Source organism: Halarcobacter sp. (genome assembly GCF_963675975.1).
In the GTDB taxonomy this organism is placed as follows: Bacteria; Campylobacterota; Campylobacteria; order Campylobacterales; family Arcobacteraceae; genus Halarcobacter.
Window position 1 is genome coordinate 2,126,158 of sequence record NZ_OY780939.1, and the last position, 19,237, is coordinate 2,145,394.

The window sequence follows — 19,237 nt, forward strand, 5'->3', positions numbered from 1 at the left end:
CTAAAATGGAACAAGAGTTACAAAATTTACAAAAGTTTTATGACATTATTATTGAGTTTTTTGTTAATTATAGTTTTCAAATTATTGGTGCAATAATAGTATTTATAATTGGTTGGTTTTTAGCTAATAAAATTGCTAGTGCAGTGGATGCACTTTGTAAAAGAAATGAATTAGATGTAACCCTAACAAAATTTATAGTAAATACTGTTAAATTTGGTTTGATTATTGGTGTTACAATTATAGCAGTTGGAAAACTAGGAATCACTCTTACTCCATTTATAGCAGGTATTGGTGCAGCATCACTTGGAGCTGGTTTAGCTCTACAAGGTACTTTATCAAATTATGGAGCAGGTCTTTCTATTATTATTGGAAGACCTTTTATAGTTGGAAATACAATTAGTGTAGAAGGTGTAAGTGGAGTAGTTGAAGAGATAAGACTTGCATATACTATTTTATCTACAGAAGATGGGGAAATTATCACAATACCAAATAAACATATTATTGGTGAAGTTTTAGTTAATTCTTTTGAAAATAGGGTTGTAGAAACTGTATTTGGTATAGATTACCATAGTGATCCTAAGCTTGCTATAGATGTTATTTCAAATGTTTTAAAAGAGTTTGATGAAATCTCACAAGAACCAAAAGCACAAATGGGTATAAAAGAGTTTGCAGATTTTTCTATAAATATAGAAGTTAGGTATTGGGCTCCTACAAAACTTTTTTTTGAAACACAATATAAAGTGAATATGGCAATTTATGATGCTTTTAAACAGAATAATATAAATATACCATTCCCTACATATAACCTAATTAAAAAAGATTAAAAGTTATTACTTAGCGTAATAACTTTTAAATACTTCTATAACTTTTTCAATATCTTTTTTTGAGATGTCTCTATGTAAAACAATTCTAAGTTTTCCATATCCTGAGATTAGAATATTTTTTTCTTTTAGATAATTAACTAATTTTTCTGAATCTTTAACTTCTATAAAAAGCATATTTGTATCATTTGATACTATTTTTATTTCATCTATTTTTTTTAGACTTTTTGTTAGCTTTTTAGCTAATTTATGGTCTTTTTTTAAATCTTTGATATTGTTTTCTAAAGCATAAAGTCCAGCTGAAGCTAAAAGTCCAGATTGTCTTAAACCACCACCTAACATTTTTCTATAATGTCTAGCTTCTTTTATAAACTCTTTTGAACCTGTTAAAACTGAACCAACTGGTGCACCTAAGCCTTTTGATAAACAAATAGATACCGAATCAAAGTATTTAGTAATATCACTTAGATTTATATCTAAATCAACAACTGCATTGAATACTCTTGCCCCATCAAGATGAAGTAAAAGATTGTTTTCTTTTGCAAATTTAGATGCTTTTTCTAAATATTTTAAATCAAGAACTTTTCCATTGTGAGTATTTTCAAGACATAAAAGTTTTGTTCTAGTATGATGGTTATCAATTGGTTTAATTTTACTTTTTACTTTTTGTAAATCTAAAGAAGCATCTTTTTCAAACTCTATTGGTTGTGGCTGAATAGAACCAACTACCGCTCCACCACCTGCTTCATATTTAAATATATGAGCTTCTTGCCCACAAATATATTCATCACCCCGTTGACAATGACTAAGTAAAGCCAAAAGGTTCGATTGTGTTCCACTTGGTACAAAAACAGCTGCTTCTTTTTTAGCCATTTTTGCTATTTTATTTTCTAGTTCAATCACACTTGGATCTTCACCATAAACATCATCCCCAACATTTGCATTTTTAATAATATCTCTCATCTTTTTTGATGGTTTTGTTACTGTATCACTTCTTAAATCAATTATATTATTCATTTTGTACCTTTTTATAAATAGATAAAGATGTTAACTTTTTTATTAGAAATTGTAAAGAAAAAAATGGTTATTTTTTTAATAAATAGAAATGTTGTCAATATTTTTTGAGGAAAAACTGTATAAGGCTTTAAACATATGATTTTAAAGTCTACATCTTTTGTTTCATATTTCTTTAAGATTTATGGAATTTTTAGACAATTTACTATTTGTAAATATCACCTCTACTATCAACTTTTAATATTTTTATTTCTTCTTCATTCATGTGAAACAGTATTCTGTATTTTGATACTCTGATTCTATAAATTGGAGGTATATCATTACCTGTTAGTTTTTTCACATTCCCATCCGGTAAGTTTTGAATAGCTTGAAAGATTTTTTCTTGAAGTTTTCTATCATATTTTGAAAACTTCTTTTCAAATGTTTTAGAATATGAAATAATCATAAGTTGAATTTATTTTTAAAATCTTCATTTGAAGTAAATTCATCATTTGCTAGTATTGATAAAATCTCTTTTTCATCATCAGCTTCAAGTATCAAGTCAGCTTGTTGTTTTGTTTTAGCATTTTTTGCAATGTATTCACTAAGGCTTTCTCTAATCATTTGTGAAATTGATTTTTTTTCTATAAAACTTACTGCTCTAGCTTGTTCATATAGTTTTTCATCTATTGTCAAATTTAATCTATGCATAAATACTCCTTTACATAGTGATGTATAAGTGTATTATAGCATAAAACTTTATAAAAAGCTTTAAATATATTTATTTTTTTAATCTCTAACGTTTGAATTCACCGACAGGTTACCTGTTCGGTGCTAGGTTTTGTTGTATGAACAGCAGGATATATATCCATTACTACTTAGTTCCCTTTAAAACTTTTTTCATCTCTTTATCAAAATCTGATTCAATTTTTTGAATTTTATTAAACTCTTCATATTCACTAAATGCTTTTTGTTCTGCTTGACTTCTTGAGATACTTCCTTTATCTTCAAGTATTTTATACTCATTAAATTCAAGAAATTTATTGACTGAATTAGATAAACTCTGCATAGTAAAAGTTGTATGGTTTTTTATGATTCTTTCTATATAATCAAAGTAGCCACTTATGGCACTCTCTAAGTCTTTTATCTCTTCCTCTGTTAAATAATTTTTTGCAATAACTGAATCAGATTTTAACACTCTTCCCTCAGGCGAATTTTTCCAAGTTTGCAAGCCCATAAATGGTTTTGTTTTATCTGCTTTTTTATAGATTATTTCTGCGGAAGTTTGCCCTGTAATTGCAAAATGAAATTTATTTTGAACTGTGGCATAAAAGTCTTTTGTAGTTTGAGAGTTTTTATCGTAATCTATGCTACACTCTGCAAATATATCTGTGATTTGTTGATATATTCTTCGCTCACTTGTACGGATTGAGCGAACTCGTTCAAGTAGTTCTCTAAAATAGTCTTTACCAAAATAACGACCGTTTTTCATCCTATCATCATCCATAGCAAAGCCTTTGATGATAAACTCTTTTAGTATCTTAGTAGCCCATATCCTAAACTGTGTAGCTTGAATAGAGTTTACACGGTAACCAACTGAAAGAATCGCATCTAGGTTATAAAATTTTGTATTATACTTTTTCCCATCTTCGGCAGTATGTGCAATTTTTGCACTAACTGAATTCTCTTCTAATTCTCCACTTTCAAATATATTTTTTAAATGTTTTGTAACTACTGTTCTATCTACACCAAATAGTTCAGCTATTCTTTTTTGAGGAAGCCATAGAGTTTCATTGTGTAGATATGTTTCTACTTTTATATCATTGTTTGGTGTTGTATATAGTAGGAAGTCTGTTAGTTCATCTTTTATTGTTAAATTGTTATTCATTTTGTTCCCATTTTTTGAAAATATTATTTTAAATTATCTACAAAAATCTTTAAATGTAGATTTATTTATTGTTAGTTCATTTTCCATTATGTTAAGTGCTTGATATCTAAATAATGCAGATAACTTTTCATTAATAATTTCTATTAGTTTATATTCAAAATCAAATATTTCTAGTTTATTTGGAATTACAAAATCAACTGAACTCAGTGCTATAATATTAAGAAGATCAATCCTATATATAGGAGTTAAACCATATGATATAGCCCACTCTTGCTTTTCTATACAATCACAACAAGAGTAAGAAGAATCCAGTGCACAAACTTTAGTTATAAATTTTTCATGTGTTGTTAGATTGTCTATAAGTTTTTTATTTTCATCAAAAAAATGCTCGTATGAATATCTAGTATTATAATTATGAAGTATTGATATATTAATATTTTTATTTTCACAATAATTATAAATCTCTCGTCCATTTTTTTCAGATAGTTCAAAATCCGATATGGCACCATGATCTGTTAAAATATCATAGATTTCAGTTTTTATATCTTTTATTTCTCTCATTGAGTAACTTTCCTTGAAAACTTAATAATATAATTTTACCTAAAGATTGATTTAGTACTAATTTTATTTATACAACGTTTGAATTGAGAAATAGTTTTGCCCGTTAGGGTTAACTATTTCTCTCCTAGAACTTGTTATATGATATCTATATATAAATTATTTTTGTAACTTTTCTAACATATCACTCACAGACTTTTGTCCACCAGCAGTACTTATGAGAGATTGTGTTATAGATTTTCCAAATGAACATTGAAGCATACGAGATTCATCTGATTTTTTTCGTTCTCGGGCTATGTCTATTACCATATTATCAACTGCATATTGATGATATGGTGATTCATTCAACAGTTTTGAAAATTCAGGATATGTTTTTTCAAAGTTTTCAATGATTCTCTTAAAAGAATCAACTTCTTTATCTGGGCATATTTGCAACATACCGTATGTGGCTTGATACATGCGTGAAACAATATGTCTTTTGTCTTTTTCAATTTTGCTCAACTCTTCTGCAAATCCATTACTTAAAAAAAATATTGAAAGCACTAATAGCCGTAATAAATAACTATTTGTCATCATTTTCCTTTTGTCATATAACGTTTAAAATGAGCCGATGAATTAGCCGCAGGGTAATTTATTGGCTCCTCTGATTTGTTATATATTTACAAACCGCGTTCTCTGAGTAAATGTGTTATTTCATTTAGTGCTTTTATTTGCCTTACTTCAAAGTCAGACTGTCTTTCAAGGCTCTGAAAATATAATAATATAGGAGCAATAAACCCACCAATAGCAATTATAAATTTTGAGAATTCTGCATGACCATTAAAGTAATTCCAAATTGCAAATGCTGTTGCAATAAAGGCAATAAATAAGGAAGCATTCCTAGACTTTCGTTTCTTTTGTTTTATCTCACTATCTAGTAGGTTTTGTCTATGTTTATATTCATGTTGTAATTCATCTACATTACACTGTGATAATGGTTTATGGATATTTGTATTTGAGTGATCATTTATTACTACTTTATCAATATTGCCATTATTATTAAAATCCTTCATTTATACTGCTTCCTCCTTAATATTTCTCTCCAATAATTTGTTATATCTTTAGTTAAGTTTATCAGTTGCTTTTTTTATAATATCATCACAGCAACCTGAAACCTCAATAGATAATTTATCTAAACTTTTTCCTTTTACTAAAACTTTTGGTGTTTGATTATGTTCATTACAACGAAGTGAACCTATTGATTTTTTAATTGATTCACCAATTTGTTGTAACATTGCATTTTCTAAAGCATCTCCAATATTATTTGGGTTTACTTTTTTACCGTTTATTTCAAATGAAATTCCTATCATAACTAGTCCTTATAATTTGTTTTCCAAAGTATAGTAAATTTTATTTATCAAATGTAAAAATATGTCAATTTGTAATATATTGATATTTTTAACGTATATATTACAGCTCTATAAATGCACTATTTACTTACTAATACTAGTTCTTCTTGAGATACTCCATTTTGAATAAATAGTTCTGGTGTATGCTCCTCAGGTATATTTTCAAGCATTAATGCTGCTTTTGCTTGTTCAAAAGCAGTTTTTATTGATTTGCCAAAGCCAATAGCTGAATAAAATTGAGCCGCAAAAATTCTAGCTGCATTATCACCAATTGAATCATTCATACCTATTGCAGCCTCAATATGGTTAACAATTTCTTGAGCCTGATTTCTAGAATAGCAGGTGTTAAAAAAAACGACTCTAATATTATCCGATGTAGCTGTCATTGTTTGGACTAAAGCCTCTTTCGTTACAAGTTTTGTATTCCCTTCCTCATCCTGAAAAACAATTTCATCTTGATTAGAACCATGACCACTAAAATGTACTATAGTTGGGCTAAATTCATTTAAAGCTTGTAATATATCTAAAGGCCTTACTGCCCAAACTGATTTGAACTCTATAGATTCTTTGTAGTCAGATTTACGAATATTTTCCATAATAGCTCTAGCTTCTTCATCTAAACGTAATTGGGTTTGATCAGTTGGATTCGATGCCAAAAATAATACGTTGATTTTTTTTGGTAACTCTTTTATTTTTGATATCTCAGCTTTTGTCTGTTGATGTAAAAAATCATGCTTTTGTAGCCTAGAGTTTAATTCACTTTCTCTTTTTTTTGATTCCAACATTCGTTTTTTTTCTTCTTGTTGTTGTTTTTTATAAATTTTTTCTTCTTCTTTTATAACTTTGTTTTCTTCATTATGAAGTTCTTTTTGTTTCTGAGAAATTTTTTGATGATTTGTTGCTATCTTTTTTTCTATATCACTAATGGATTTTTCATATCTTTCTATTTCTCTTAATTTAGATTTGATTGTTGATTCAGATTTTGTTCGAGAAATAGATTGTTTTGCAGATATAATTTTATTCATATTCTCAGCAATCTTTTTTTGCTCTTTTGCATAATTTTCATTTAGCTTTAATATCTCTTGTTTTTTTCTATGAACATTATTTTTGTAAGTATCTATCATCGCCATTTATATTTCTCTCCAAAGTTTTGTTGTGTGTTCATCGCTTTGCCAACTTTACATTCTCAAAGTATTGAATGATTCTAAGAAGTTAAGTTTCCAATGACCATTTTTATTTTTAGTTGAAACTAGCTTATTATCTATATCAGAATATTCCACAGAGATATTAATTTGTTTATTTAGCTCTTCTTCTAAATACTTGTATGTTATCTCTATATTTAGTGATTTTAAATTGTTTTGATACTCTTCTTTGTGTATGATTTTAAAATCTAAAAATTTAATATCTTTAAATAATCTGCTAAGCTCTTTCATTCTATGATATTTGCTATAAATATTTGTTGGGTATTTACAAAAAAATATTAATTCATGATTTCTACTGTCTTTCAATTTTTCAAATAAATTGTCAATGAATATATCAAAGTCATTTGATACAATACTATCTATATCTTCTTTTGTTATAGGATTCCTATTTTCAACTGTAAAGTTCTTTTTATTGTTGTCTTTTGCCCAATCTCTTAATGCACATAAAATATTCCAACACTTTGCTGCTACAATTTTATTCCCATAATTTACATCTCTTCCATGTAAAATACCATTTCTATAGGGTATTGTAATTGGTTCTAGGCTAGTTGTTTTTCTAGCTTGGTTTACTATTTTCTGAATTACCTGTAATCCTGTTTGATGACCAACTATTGAATCTTCAATAATCATATCAGCATGCTTTGTAAAGAAACCAAACTCATGGTCTATATCATTTGTAATACCATCTATTGCAGATAATAATAACGGAATACAAGAATAATACCGTTCATTTAAATAATCTTCTTTTGCAATCTCAATAATTTCAATTCTGTCTAAAAAGTATTTTATAAATAGGGTTCCGACATTAGGTAAATTATCAAGATGACAGTTTTTAAAACATGTTATTTGATCTATAAAAGTATTGATAAAATTTTCATTATAAATATCAGAAAAAAACTCATCAATCATTTCAATAGATTTATGTTTTTCATATCTTTCTATCGCATCTTTCATAACTTTATCATCAAAAGAATCAAATGCTATCCAGCAATCATTAGAAAAATATGTATTAAATTTATCTGGTAACATTAATACCTCCAAATATTTTTCTTTCAGTTTTTTATGTTCTAATGATAATTGTTTATTGTTTACTTTATTTATTTCATTAAGTTGCTTTTTCATTTTAGGTATATCTATAATCTTATCCATTTAGACCCCAATTTGTCTCATATTAGTTTTACACACAACGCATGAAGTGAGGGACGATGTAACCCCTAATGACACTTTAAATTACTTTCTCACTCACTTTAAAACGATAGCTTGTTGAACCTACTTAAAAGCCGATGGGTTACTCGTTCCTCTCCTCTGTTTTGTTATAATCCCTTATCTAAGTCTATATTAAAAAAGTTATTATATTTACTATCTTCTTTAGTAAAAACCATAATATCAAATTTACTTCGTGTTATCCCAGCATAAACCATCTCTTCATTATCATTTTCATCAATAATTAAAAATAAAGTTGGTGTTTCGTATCCTTTAAAACTGTGAATAGTTGATATTTTCATTACACCACTGTTTAAGTTAAAACCAATCTTTTTATTTTTTCTAATTTTTTCAATTTCTTTTTTATTGATTCTTTCAAACATTTCTTTTGTTTCAAATGTTGTTAATGTATTTTCATTATACTTTGTTCTTATAATATAATCAATTTCCCTTAGTAAGTTTACATTTGAAGATAATATCGAAATATCATTTGGTTGGATATTATTTTGTCTAATTTCTTCATAAATTGATTTTACCAGTATATTTAATCTATCATTTTGATAATGTTTAATTTTATATATACCTAAATTTAATGATGGGGTATTTGATGAGTCATCATAAGTATCAATTTCATATTTTTTATCAAAAAAAGATTTTTGAAATCTTTTTGCTAAGTTTAATATTCTACCACCATCACCTTGATGTCTGATAGATTTATTTAAATATTCCCATCTTCCAAATCCTTGCACAATTTTTGGTTTTTGTTCATTATCTAATTCTCTATTATAAATATTTTGTTTTTCATCTCCAAAAAGAATCATTTCTGAATCTTTTTCTAAAAAATACTCTCTTATTATTTTAATCCATTCAGGTTTATAATCTTGTATTTCATCAATAAATATAGATTTAAATTTAGGAATATTTTCATGATATTTTTCAAATAGTTTTGTATTTGAAAAATAATTTTTATCTAAGTAATTTGAAATCTCATCGTTATTTATATTTTCAGGTAATTCAAAATCAATATTAAGATTATTTAATAATTGAGTAATTAATTGATGATAGTTAGTTATGTAAAAATACTTCCAACTAAAGTTATCTCTAACATTACTTATTTTATCATGAATATAACTTTTTAAAGTTATATTAAATGTTAATACAAGTACAGTTCCATTATGTCTTTTGTGTGCATTTACTGCTCTTTTAGCTAAAACTACAGTTTTACCTGAACCTGCAACACCTTTTATTTTTTGATGTATTGACTCACTTACAATTAATTTTTCTTGTTTTTTACTATACTGAATATCTATACCTTGCTGAAGAGTATGATACGGTGGTTGTAAATATCTATGAAACTCTTTATAAATAGCTTCAGTAAATAAGCTAGAAGTTTCTTTTGGTAATATTATTTTTTGTAAATTATTATTACCTACTGCATAATATCTTATGTCTCTATCAATTTTAGATTTTTTTTGTTTTAAGTACTCAAGTTTTTTTTCATAATTGTCAAATGAAATCTTTTTTGATCTAAAATCATTATGACACCCTTGCTCTAAATTTCTATAATAATTTAAGATAGTACTATAAAAAATATCTATATCTTTTTTTGTAGCTTTATGAAAATATACATATGGCTGTATTCTCCCATAAAATTGTTTATTTTTAATTTTTTCTTTCAATAATCCATTAATATGCAAATTGAAAAGATTATCTTTATAGCTAAAAACTTGTTGAAATGGCGATTTAAGGAGTGCATTATTTTGTTTTAAATACCATTTATTATTTTCATCAATTTTATATAAATCTAAATTCCAATCTTTAACCTCAATAATAGATACACCAACATTTTTTTGCATTAAAATTATATCAGGCATATCTCCATTTAAAAATGGTTGAAAGTATATTTCAATATCATCAGATAAATTATCAATTAAATATCTAATTAAAAATAATTCTCCTTCTGTTGGCTTGACTTTCAGTCTTTCAATATTTTCTAATGTTGGAAATATTTTAGCCATCATATCCACTTATTAGTTCTTTATCCATATTGTATGCCTTGTGATTATAACTATTTAATAACAATACATTATATATAAAACACCCTAAAAATCAACAAATAACATGCACAAAAAATGTCGTATATTAAAATGCCTACAAATACCTTAAATAAGCTATTTCTGTAGATATTAGTATAAAAAATATTAGAAATAGAGATGGGTTTTAAATAAATTTTAAGTTTATGATATGCTTTTTATGTATGTTTAATGTGGATATTTAGACGATAACAGTACATAATGTATGTATATTAAGGTAATATCGTAATAAACCTGCAATATTTTAAGTGTATATAAAATTGAACTAAAAGAGAAAACTCTTTTAGTCTTTAAGTGATTTAACAATGTTTTCCATTGCAACATTTGCTTGTTCATTTGGTGCTTCAAGAAAATTTACTACAAAACTATCTTCAAGTTCTACTACACCAATTGATCTTGGTCTTACAGCTAATACTTCAGGTGTTGGTATCTCTTTACCAAAACAAAATACTATGTTTTTTGCTTCTTTGATTGCTGGATTAATATCACCTTTGATATTTACTGTATGGTCATACTGATTAAAAGTTGCTATATAAGCAATAATTTCATTAACATCTATTTTCTTTTTCAAAGCCTCAATTATCTCATCAACAGAGGAGTATGTTAATTCACTTTTTGTAAACTCAATTTCAAATATGTGGTACTTTTCTTTAAAAATTTTTTGTTTCATTATTATCCTTTCAATGTTATAAATGATTTGATTACGCAATCCATACGTTCAGGTATATCTGAAGTATCCATTTGCATATAATCGGTTTGAATTTTGTATATTAATTTATTTTCTAGTTTAAACTCAAATACTAAATATCCTGCGTATAGTTTACATTTAGTACCTTTTTTGCCTATATCTTCTTTATCATTTTCTAGAATATAATAGTCAATAATAAGTTTTTCATCATATGATATTTTCTTTTTTTGGTATTTTTCAAGTGTAGAAAGTAATATCTCATCAGCTTTTTTTATATCAATATAATTTAATATTTTTGATTCCATATATTGAGCTTGTTCAATTCTAGATTTGATAATAAAATTTCCACTCTCAAGAAGTTTGATTGCTTTATTAGCAAGATTTTTATTTGCTATTTTTTCAAAAGTTGTAGTAGTTTTTTGGCAAGGAACTCTTTTCTCTTTTTTTAAAGGATCATTATCTTTTTTTGTGATAATACCATATCCAAAAAAAACTAATACAGCAGCTATTAAAATATAATAAATTTTGTTCATCCCATTTCCTTATTAGTTTTAGTTATTAAAATTATAAATTTATGAAATGTTAGCAGAAGTTTTATTATAAGAAATTTAAATAGAACTATTATAATTTTAGGTTATAATAGTTCTATTTTGTAGTAACTGTAAGTTTAAAATTGATCCATTTGTTTTTTGAACTTTTCCCTTCTGTAGTCTCAAGGATTTTTAGTGAACTTTCTTCTACATTTTTAATATTTATTAAATAATCTTTTAAAGACTCAATTCTATTTTGAGATAGTTTAATTAGTTCTTCTTTAGTGACAACTTGTTTACTTGCTAATAAACTTTTGATTTTTGCAACATAACTTTCATTGTCGAATAACTCTTTTCCCTCTTTATTTTTTATTATAAACGATTCTTTTAACTCTTCTAAAGTTTTTTCAAACTTATCATTTTTATAAAGATTTTCTAATGCAAGTTTATATTCATCATCATTTGAATATTTATCCATCTCATTACTTATTAATTGAGTTACTTTAGCATATTGTAGTGCTTTTGTATCTTCTTCTTTATTATATATAGGTTCAATATTTATTGCAAGTTTATTTTTCTGTTTTAATATTTTCGCAATAGCATCTAAAGATTCCCTTTCAGAGGCAATAATATCACTTTTTCCTACTTCAAATTGTACAGTTTTTAGTTTCTCTTCATCTATATTAAATAACGACCCTAATAGACTAAAAGGTGATGAAACAGCTTTAAATATTAAATTTCTAAAGGCTTTCCAAACTATTGGTACAATTGAAAATTCAGGATCATCAATATTTCCTTTTATTGGTAAATCTATATCAATAACTCCATTAGAGTTTTCTAATAAAGCAATTGCTAATTCTAAAGGTAATTTAACAGCATCAGGACTTTCAATATTTTTACCAAGTTTTATATCACTAATGATAATAGAATTTGTTGCATCTAAATCTGAATTTTTTATGTTATATTTTAAATCTAGATTTAATTTACCTTCATCTATCTCTCTTCCTATAAATTTACCAGAATATGGAGTAAAATTTTTAATTGCAATATTTTTAAAAAGTATATTTGTATTTGTTAGAAGTTTTATATCATTTATATCTACAGTACCTGTTATTTTTGTATATCCATATTTATCAACTTTACCTTCTAAATTTAATTTTGTTGGTTTTGAATTACTTGAGTTTAATCTTGAAAACTCACCATTTAGTTCAGTTACATCAGTTTTAAAATCAATAGGAAGGTTTTTATCTTCAAAACTCATTTTCATGTTATTGATTTTTACTGGACCAATATCAAAATTAAAATCACTTTTTTTTGTAGGGTTTGTTTTTTTTATTGAAATAGTTTCTTTTATTTGCTCTTTTTTATTGGTGTTTTTACCTAATGTTATATTTATTTTAGGTTCATCAATTGATGATTTTACAATTTTTAATTGCTTGTCTTTTTGTGATATCTCATTGATATTGATATTTATATCTTTTGCTTTTATTGTTTGATTGTTTTTTTCATCTATCATTTCAATTAATGGCTCTTTTATTAGAAGTTCCCTAATATCAATTTGATTTTGAACAAATGTAGTATCAAGTATAGAGATATCTGTTTTTGAAGAATTTAGTTTTAGTTTATTTTTTTCATTTTTCATAGATAATTTAGAAATTGTTAGTTTTGCAAGGGCAAGTTTAATATCATTGGTAATTAGTTCTAAATCATTTGTATTTAAAGATATATTCTCTATTTTTATATCATTGTCTTCTTGATTAAATAAAATTTTTGCTTTACTTAATGTTGCATTTTTTAGAAGTAATTTATTTTCTTTAAAATTTAAATTGTCAAGTTCAAAATCAATATTATTTGTAGTAAGATTTAAACTATTTTTTAAATCGCTATAAGTAATATCTGAATCTTTTATAGAAAACTTTTTTAAACTTATTGAAAAAGGCTTACTGTTTTCATTTGTTTTTTTGTTAACTTCATCTTCTGATTCAAAAGTATTTACAAGCTTATCAAAGTTTATATTTCCATCTTTATTTATTTTGATATTTGAGTTTAAATTATTTAGATTAATTGTATTGATATCAAGAATATTTTGTGGATAATTAAAATTTAGATTATCAAGATTTAGGTTTTTTAAACTTATTAGATTATTGTTGTCTTTTGTAATATTTAGATTATCCAAATTAAATATTGCATTATCTATCTCAAGATTTAAATCTTCTTTAGCATTGATTTTATATCCAAACTTTAGATTTATGTTAGCATTATCACTAATTTTGAAGTTTAACAAATTTGGTTTATATGCTAAAAATTGAGTTGGTTTTAAATCTATAATTTGTGCATTACCGTACATTTCAAATGGTGATAATCTAAGTCCACCATTTATAATAATTTTACTAGTATTATTTATATCTAATCGTAAACTGTGCGAAGCAAGAGTATTTTTAAACGTACCCATATCATAAAAAGTATAATTAAAATTATTTATACTTAATTTATATGGTTTTTTATTTTTTTCTAATTTAGTAAAATCTATTTTTGCATCTTTTATTATAGTTTTAAAAATTTGAAATTTTATACTTGAGTTTTCTTTTTCATTCTCTTTTTTTTCTTCTTCCGTAGGTTTAATAATTTTTTCAAAATTAAAACTACCATCTTCATTTTCTATAACATTAATATAAGGGTTTACTAGTTCTAAATTTTTAAAATTTATATGTTTTTCATCTAAAGAAGTAATAAGTGAAAAATCTATTTCAAGTTTATCGAGACTAAAAGTAGTTGTATTTTTATCTGAAATTTTTAAATTAAAAGCTGAAAGTTTCAGTAAAAAAGGGTTGAATTTTAGTTTCTCAATTGAGGCTTTTTGAGTTATGTTTTCATTTATTATTTTTTCTATTTGTGGTTTAGCAATCTTTGGAATAGCAATAAAACCAATAATAGTATAAATTAAAAAAATAGATAATATTGTTATAAATAGTTTACTGTTTTTCATAAGTAATCCTTTTCATTCATACCGATTATAACACATCAAGGTTAATAAAAAATAACAAAGTTTCTATATTATATATTTTTAAATATTTTTATTTTTTATTAGTTGAGATTCAATAAAATCTTTAAAAGTAACAAATAGTTTATTTTTGTTTTTTTCTTTATGATATATAAGATGAAATTCTCTTTTAAAATCTATATTTATTAGTTTTATTTGAAATAGTTGTTTATTTTTTAATTCCTCTTCAACGGCAACTTTTGATATGGCAGTAATAGTATCTTTATTTTTTATCAAAATCTTCTTTATCTCATCAAATTCATATAATTCCATAAATATATTTATATCTTTTGCTAAAATACCTAACTTATTCATAAAAATATCTCTTGTCCCCGAGCCACTTTCTCTTAATATCCATTTTTTATCTATTGTATCTATGAAACTCTTTTTGGGTGCATCTTTATCACTAGTTACAATAATAAGTTCATCATCTATTATCTTTTCTTTTATAATATTTGGATTATCAAAAGAGGTTTCTATAAGACCTATATCTAAACTACCTTTTAATATTTGTTCTACTATTGCAGAAGAATTAAGAGAGTTTATATCTAGTTTTACATCTTTATATTTAGATAAAAAAGTGTAATAAATATTTGGCATCATATAGTTTGCTATAGTTTTACTAGCAGCAATATTTAGTTTTCCTGCTAATTTATTTTTTTTGAATATATTTTCTGAGTCTGTTATTGCAATAAAATGTTCATATGTAAGCTCTTTAAAATATTTTCCTCTCTCGTTTAGAATAAGTTTTTTCCCAACTCTATCAAATAAACTCTCTCCTAATTTCTTTTCTAATGATTTTATTGCAAGGGAGATTGCAGATTGACTTATGTTTATCTCATTTGCTATTTGACTTACATTTGGATTGTCACTCAATCTATAAAAAAAGTTAAGTTCTTTTAATGTCATATGGAGTTCCTTATTAAAAATATTTATTATTATAATAAAAATAATATATTTTACAAATAAAATCCTTAGTGATATACTTTGGTTTATAAAAAATTGAAGGATTTATTATGTTTAGTAAAGAGAATAGAAAAGATACAATTAGTGGGGTTTTATTTGTTGCATTATTTGCATGTGCAGCTACATTTTTAGCACAATTTCATATATTTAAGTCTTTAGGTATTAGTCCACTTATTATAGGTATTGTTCTAGGTATGATATATGCTAATACTCTAAGAAATAAACTTCCAGAAAAATGGCATAAAGGGATAGTCTTTTCTACAAAAACTATCTTAAGAACAGGGATTGTTTTATATGGGTTTAGATTAACTTTTCAAAGTATCCAAGAGGTTGGTATAAATGGCATTTTAATAAGTTTTCTAATTGTATCTTTAACTTTTATTATTGGATATATAGTTGGAGTAAAGTTTCTAAAGCTTGATAAAGAGATTACAATACTAACAAGTGCAGGAAGTTCTATATGTGGAGCAGCAGCAGTTTTGGCAACTGAACCAGTTATAAATGCAAAACCATATAAAAGTGCTATTGCTGTATCTACTGTTGTATTATTTGGAACAATAGCTATGTTTTTGTATCCATTTTTATATAAAGCTGGATTAATCAATTTTGATGAATCAACAATGGGTGTTTATATTGGTGCAACTATACATGAAGTTGCTCATGTAGTTGCAGCAGGAAATGCAGTTGGAAGTGTTGCAAGTACTGATGCTATTGTTGTAAAGATGATTAGAGTTATGATGCTTGCTCCATTTTTGATTGTATTATCTATTTGGCTAGCTAAAAGTGCAAAAAATAAAACAAGTAATAAAAAGGGCAGTATAACTATACCTTGGTTTGCAATTATTTTTATAGGTGTAGTTGGTTTTAACTCATTTGAATTTTTGTCTTTAAGCACAATAGATACTATAAATACAATTGATACTTTTTTATTAACAATGGCAATGAGTGCATTAGGTATGGAAACAAGTATTGATAAGTTTAAAAATGTGGGAGCAAAACCAGTATATTTGGCATTTATTTTATTTTTATGGTTAATCTTTGGAGGTTTTTATTTAATAAGTTTTGTAGTTACTTTCTAGAAGAGTTTTAAGAAGAGAAGTGTTACTATACACTTCTTTTTTATTAGGATTACAAAATGCTTGGACTAGAATCAATTATTCTTTATATATTGTTAGGGTTGTTTGTTGGTGTAGCTGCAGGATTACTTGGTATTGGTGGCGGTGGAATTATTGTTCCAACACTAGTTGTTATATTTACAATGCAAGGGATGGAAAGTGAAAATATAATGCATATGGCATTAGGTACATCAATGGCAACAATTGTTATAACCTCTATTTCAAGTTTAAAAGCACATCATAAAAAAAATGGGGTTTTGTGGAATGTTGTAAAGATGATGAGTCCAGGAATTATAATTGGAACTTTTCTTGCCACGTTTATAGCTTCAATATTAAGTTCTTTATATCTTGCTATATTCTTTTCTATTTTTATGGCATATGTTTCTAGTCAAATGATTATAAATAAAAAACCAAAGCCAAGTAGAAAATTGCTAAATTCTAAAGGGCAGTTTTTTTCAGGGACTATTATTGGAGCAATCTCTGCAATGGTTTCAATAGGTGGAGGTTCTTTAACAGTTCCTTATCTAATATGGCAAAATGTAGATGTAAAAAAAGCAATAGGTACAAGTGCAGCAGTAGGTTTTCCCATAGCAGTTACAGGAACTATAGGATTTATCATAAATGGTTGGGATAATACAGACTTAACACACTATACTTTAGGATATGTATCTTTACCAGCTTTTTTCTTTGTTTCTATATGCAGTTATTTTACTGCACCTATTGGAGTAAAACTAGCACATACTTTACCTTCTGGTATTGTTAAAAAAATATTTGCATTATTATTAATATCTTTATGTCTTAAAATGCTTTTTTCTTTTATTTAGATACAATCGCGTAATTAAAAGGATATAAATGACAATTATAGAACTATTTCAAAAATTATTAAGATTTAAATCTATTACTCCTGATGATGATGGAGCTTTTGATTTTATAGAAGAATACTTAGGTGATACTTGGCAATGTATAAAAGTAGACATGGAGGGTGTAAAAAACAGATTCTATTATAAAAAGTTTAATGATAACCCTCAACACCTTTGTTTCGCAGGACATATAGATGTAGTACCAGTTGGACAAGGTTGGGATGTAGATCCTTTTGCTGCTGATATTATAGATGGAGTTATAACTGCAAGGGGAACGCAAGATATGAAAAGTGGAGATGCTGCTTTTCTTTATGCATGTAAACATGCCCAAAATTTTGATGGGACTTTAAGTATATTAATGACTTCTGATGAAGAGGGTGAAGGAACATACGGAACTATCAAAATGCTTGAACACCTAAAAGAGATAGACTTTATACCTCAATACGCAGTAGTAGCAGAACCAACTTGTGAAGAGGTATTTGGAGATGCTATAAAAGTAGGGCGAAGAGGAAGTATAAACGGATATATAACTATAAAAGGTAAACAAGGACACGCAGCGTATCCAGAAAAGTGTATTAACCCTGTACACAACTTTGCAAGTATCTTACCAAAAATAGCTGGACATAACTTAGATGATGGAGATGAATACTTTGCTCCTAGTAAAATGGTTATAACAGATATAAGAGGTGGTATGGAAGTAACAAACGTAACACCAAATGAATTAAAACTTATGTTCAATGTAAGAAACTCTACAAATACAACAAGAGAGAGTGTAGAAGAGTTTATACATGAGAATCTAAAAGGTTTAGAATACGACTTTAGAACAACACAAGGTTCATTTCCTTTTGTAACTAACAAAGAATCAAAAGTTGTAAAGGCTATGGAAACTTCAATAGAGAAAATACTAAATGTAAAAACAAAACACTCAACAGCTGGTGGAACAAGTGATGCTAGATATTTTGGAGCCTTTGGTATAGAAGCTATAGAGTTTGGAGTAATAAACGATACTATTCATAGTGTCGGGGAAAGAACTACTGTAAAAGAAGTAGAGGGTTTAACTGCTGTATATGAAGATTTAATCAAGAACTTCTAGAAAGAGTAAGATGGATTTTCAAAGTAACTTATATCTGATTTTTGAAAAACCAACAAAACATAAATATGGTGTATTCTTTCAAGTTCTTATATACTTGAATATACTTGTTAGTATAACAGTGATGTTTCTTGAGACAGAGAAGTCACTAAGTGAGTATTTTACACTATTTGAAAAAATCAATATGGTAAATATATTTTTATTTACCATAGAGTATATACTAAGACTATATTCAAGAAAGAGAAACAAGATAAAATATATGTTTACTCCTTTTATGATTATAGACTTGGTTGTATTATTGCCTTTTTATTTAACAATCTTCAATATAGACCTAGGTTTCCTAAGAGGTCTTAGAGTAATAAGAATATTCAAACTGTTTAGACTAGCAAAGTTTAATGAGTTTGATAAACTTATAATAGATATCTTCAAAGAAAAGAAAGAGGAGTTTCTATATATAGTAATAGCTATATTTGTATTACTGTTTACCTTAACACCTTTAGTTTATTTTGTAGAATCAAAAGCACAACCTGAAGTATTTACTAGTATGTCTACAACATTATGGTGGGCTGTTACTACTTTTACAACTGTAGGGTATGGGGATATGTATCCTATTACAACTGTGGGCAGAATTCTAACAACCTTTGTTAGTGCCTTGGGGATTGCCTTTTATGCTATTCCTGGAAGTATCTTTACAAGTAGTTTATTAGATAAGATAAATGAAAAAAGAAAAAATAAAGAGAATGAACAATAATTTAATATAGATTACAAAATGTAATCTTTTTGATTATTATTTAAAAAGATT

Annotated in this window: 20 protein-coding genes; 5 read left to right on the forward strand and 15 right to left on the reverse strand. The window is 26.1% G+C overall.

Annotated elements, in window-relative coordinates; all coding sequences use genetic code 11:
- Positions 1 to 5: 5 nt before the first annotated feature.
- A complete protein-coding gene (locus ACKU3H_RS10380; protein WP_320033783.1) occupies positions 6 to 824 on the forward strand; it encodes a mechanosensitive ion channel family protein in 819 nt (272 codons plus the stop codon).
- A 6-nt stretch (positions 825 to 830) separates the two neighbouring features.
- Here ACKU3H_RS10380 and ltaE read toward each other — a convergent pair whose 3' ends face one another.
- From ltaE to ACKU3H_RS10455, 15 genes are all read right to left on the reverse strand, one after another.
- Entirely contained in the window at positions 831 to 1,838 is a 1,008-nt protein-coding gene (ltaE, locus tag ACKU3H_RS10385; protein ID WP_320033784.1) for a low-specificity L-threonine aldolase, read from the reverse strand.
- A gap of 202 nt (positions 1,839 to 2,040) precedes the next feature.
- Positions 2,041 to 2,280, reverse strand: coding sequence for a type II toxin-antitoxin system RelE/ParE family toxin (locus ACKU3H_RS10390; RefSeq protein WP_320033785.1), 240 nt, complete (start codon positions 2,278 to 2,280; stop codon positions 2,041 to 2,043).
- Positions 2,277 to 2,525: a hypothetical protein gene (locus ACKU3H_RS10395; RefSeq protein WP_320033786.1), complete on the reverse strand. Its 249-nt coding sequence runs from the start codon at positions 2,523 to 2,525 to the stop codon at positions 2,277 to 2,279. The genes ACKU3H_RS10390 and ACKU3H_RS10395 overlap by 4 nt, the downstream gene beginning before the upstream one ends.
- Positions 2,526 to 2,688: 163 nt before the next feature.
- Positions 2,689 to 3,702 carry a virulence RhuM family protein gene (locus ACKU3H_RS10400; RefSeq protein WP_320033787.1) on the reverse strand — a complete coding sequence of 338 codons (1,014 nt, stop codon included), beginning with the start codon at positions 3,700 to 3,702 and terminating at the stop codon, positions 2,689 to 2,691.
- Between the two features lie 33 nt (positions 3,703 to 3,735).
- On the reverse strand, positions 3,736 to 4,263 hold the full coding sequence (locus ACKU3H_RS10405) for a hypothetical protein (protein ID WP_320033788.1): 528 nt from the start codon (positions 4,261 to 4,263) through the stop codon (positions 3,736 to 3,738).
- A gap of 156 nt (positions 4,264 to 4,419) precedes the next feature.
- Positions 4,420 to 4,833: a hypothetical protein gene (locus ACKU3H_RS10410; RefSeq protein ID WP_320033789.1), complete on the reverse strand. Its 414-nt coding sequence runs from the start codon at positions 4,831 to 4,833 to the stop codon at positions 4,420 to 4,422.
- A gap of 86 nt (positions 4,834 to 4,919) precedes the next feature.
- Positions 4,920 to 5,312, reverse strand: a complete 393-nt coding sequence (locus ACKU3H_RS10415) for a hypothetical protein (RefSeq protein ID WP_320033790.1) — start codon at positions 5,310 to 5,312, stop codon at positions 4,920 to 4,922.
- Positions 5,313 to 5,360: 48 nt separating this feature from the next.
- Positions 5,361 to 5,609: a hypothetical protein gene (locus ACKU3H_RS10420; protein WP_320033791.1), complete on the reverse strand. Its 249-nt coding sequence runs from the start codon at positions 5,607 to 5,609 to the stop codon at positions 5,361 to 5,363.
- Positions 5,610 to 5,728: 119 nt separating this feature from the next.
- Positions 5,729 to 6,778 carry a CHAT domain-containing protein gene (locus tag ACKU3H_RS10425; RefSeq protein ID WP_320033792.1) on the reverse strand — a complete coding sequence of 350 codons (1,050 nt, stop codon included), beginning with the start codon at positions 6,776 to 6,778 and terminating at the stop codon, positions 5,729 to 5,731.
- Positions 6,779 to 6,826: 48 nt separating this feature from the next.
- Positions 6,827 to 7,999: a hypothetical protein gene (locus tag ACKU3H_RS10430; RefSeq protein ID WP_320033793.1), complete on the reverse strand. Its 1,173-nt coding sequence runs from the start codon at positions 7,997 to 7,999 to the stop codon at positions 6,827 to 6,829.
- Positions 8,000 to 8,163: 164 nt separating this feature from the next.
- Positions 8,164 to 10,071: an AAA family ATPase gene (locus tag ACKU3H_RS10435; RefSeq protein WP_320033794.1), complete on the reverse strand. Its 1,908-nt coding sequence runs from the start codon at positions 10,069 to 10,071 to the stop codon at positions 8,164 to 8,166.
- Between the two features lie 358 nt (positions 10,072 to 10,429).
- Positions 10,430 to 10,816 carry a DUF6858 family protein gene (locus ACKU3H_RS10440; RefSeq protein WP_320033795.1) on the reverse strand — a complete coding sequence of 129 codons (387 nt, stop codon included), beginning with the start codon at positions 10,814 to 10,816 and terminating at the stop codon, positions 10,430 to 10,432.
- Between the two features lie 2 nt (positions 10,817 to 10,818).
- Complete coding sequence (locus tag ACKU3H_RS10445; protein ID WP_320033796.1) at positions 10,819 to 11,367, reverse strand: hypothetical protein; 549 nt, start codon at positions 11,365 to 11,367, stop codon at positions 10,819 to 10,821.
- A gap of 112 nt (positions 11,368 to 11,479) precedes the next feature.
- Positions 11,480 to 14,350: a DUF748 domain-containing protein gene (locus ACKU3H_RS10450; protein WP_320033797.1), complete on the reverse strand. Its 2,871-nt coding sequence runs from the start codon at positions 14,348 to 14,350 to the stop codon at positions 11,480 to 11,482.
- A 78-nt stretch (positions 14,351 to 14,428) separates the two neighbouring features.
- Positions 14,429 to 15,313 carry a LysR substrate-binding domain-containing protein gene (locus ACKU3H_RS10455; RefSeq protein WP_320033798.1) on the reverse strand — a complete coding sequence of 295 codons (885 nt, stop codon included), beginning with the start codon at positions 15,311 to 15,313 and terminating at the stop codon, positions 14,429 to 14,431.
- Positions 15,314 to 15,420: 107 nt separating this feature from the next.
- On the opposite strand from ACKU3H_RS10455, the gene ACKU3H_RS10460 reads away from it, so the two are divergent.
- From ACKU3H_RS10460 to ACKU3H_RS10475, 4 genes are read left to right on the forward strand one after another with little or no spacing between them, the layout of a single operon-like run.
- Entirely contained in the window at positions 15,421 to 16,449 is a 1,029-nt protein-coding gene (locus ACKU3H_RS10460) for a YeiH family protein (RefSeq protein ID WP_320033799.1), read from the forward strand.
- A gap of 56 nt (positions 16,450 to 16,505) precedes the next feature.
- The gene (locus tag ACKU3H_RS10465) at positions 16,506 to 17,309 is read left to right on the forward strand and encodes a sulfite exporter TauE/SafE family protein (RefSeq protein ID WP_320033800.1); all 804 of its coding nucleotides are present in this window, start codon (positions 16,506 to 16,508) and stop codon (positions 17,307 to 17,309) included.
- Positions 17,310 to 17,337: 28 nt separating this feature from the next.
- Positions 17,338 to 18,438, forward strand: coding sequence for a succinyl-diaminopimelate desuccinylase (dapE, locus tag ACKU3H_RS10470; protein ID WP_320033801.1), 1,101 nt, complete (start codon positions 17,338 to 17,340; stop codon positions 18,436 to 18,438).
- A gap of 10 nt (positions 18,439 to 18,448) precedes the next feature.
- The gene (locus ACKU3H_RS10475; protein WP_320033802.1) at positions 18,449 to 19,186 is read left to right on the forward strand and encodes an ion transporter; all 738 of its coding nucleotides are present in this window, start codon (positions 18,449 to 18,451) and stop codon (positions 19,184 to 19,186) included.
- Positions 19,187 to 19,237 lie beyond the last annotated feature (51 nt).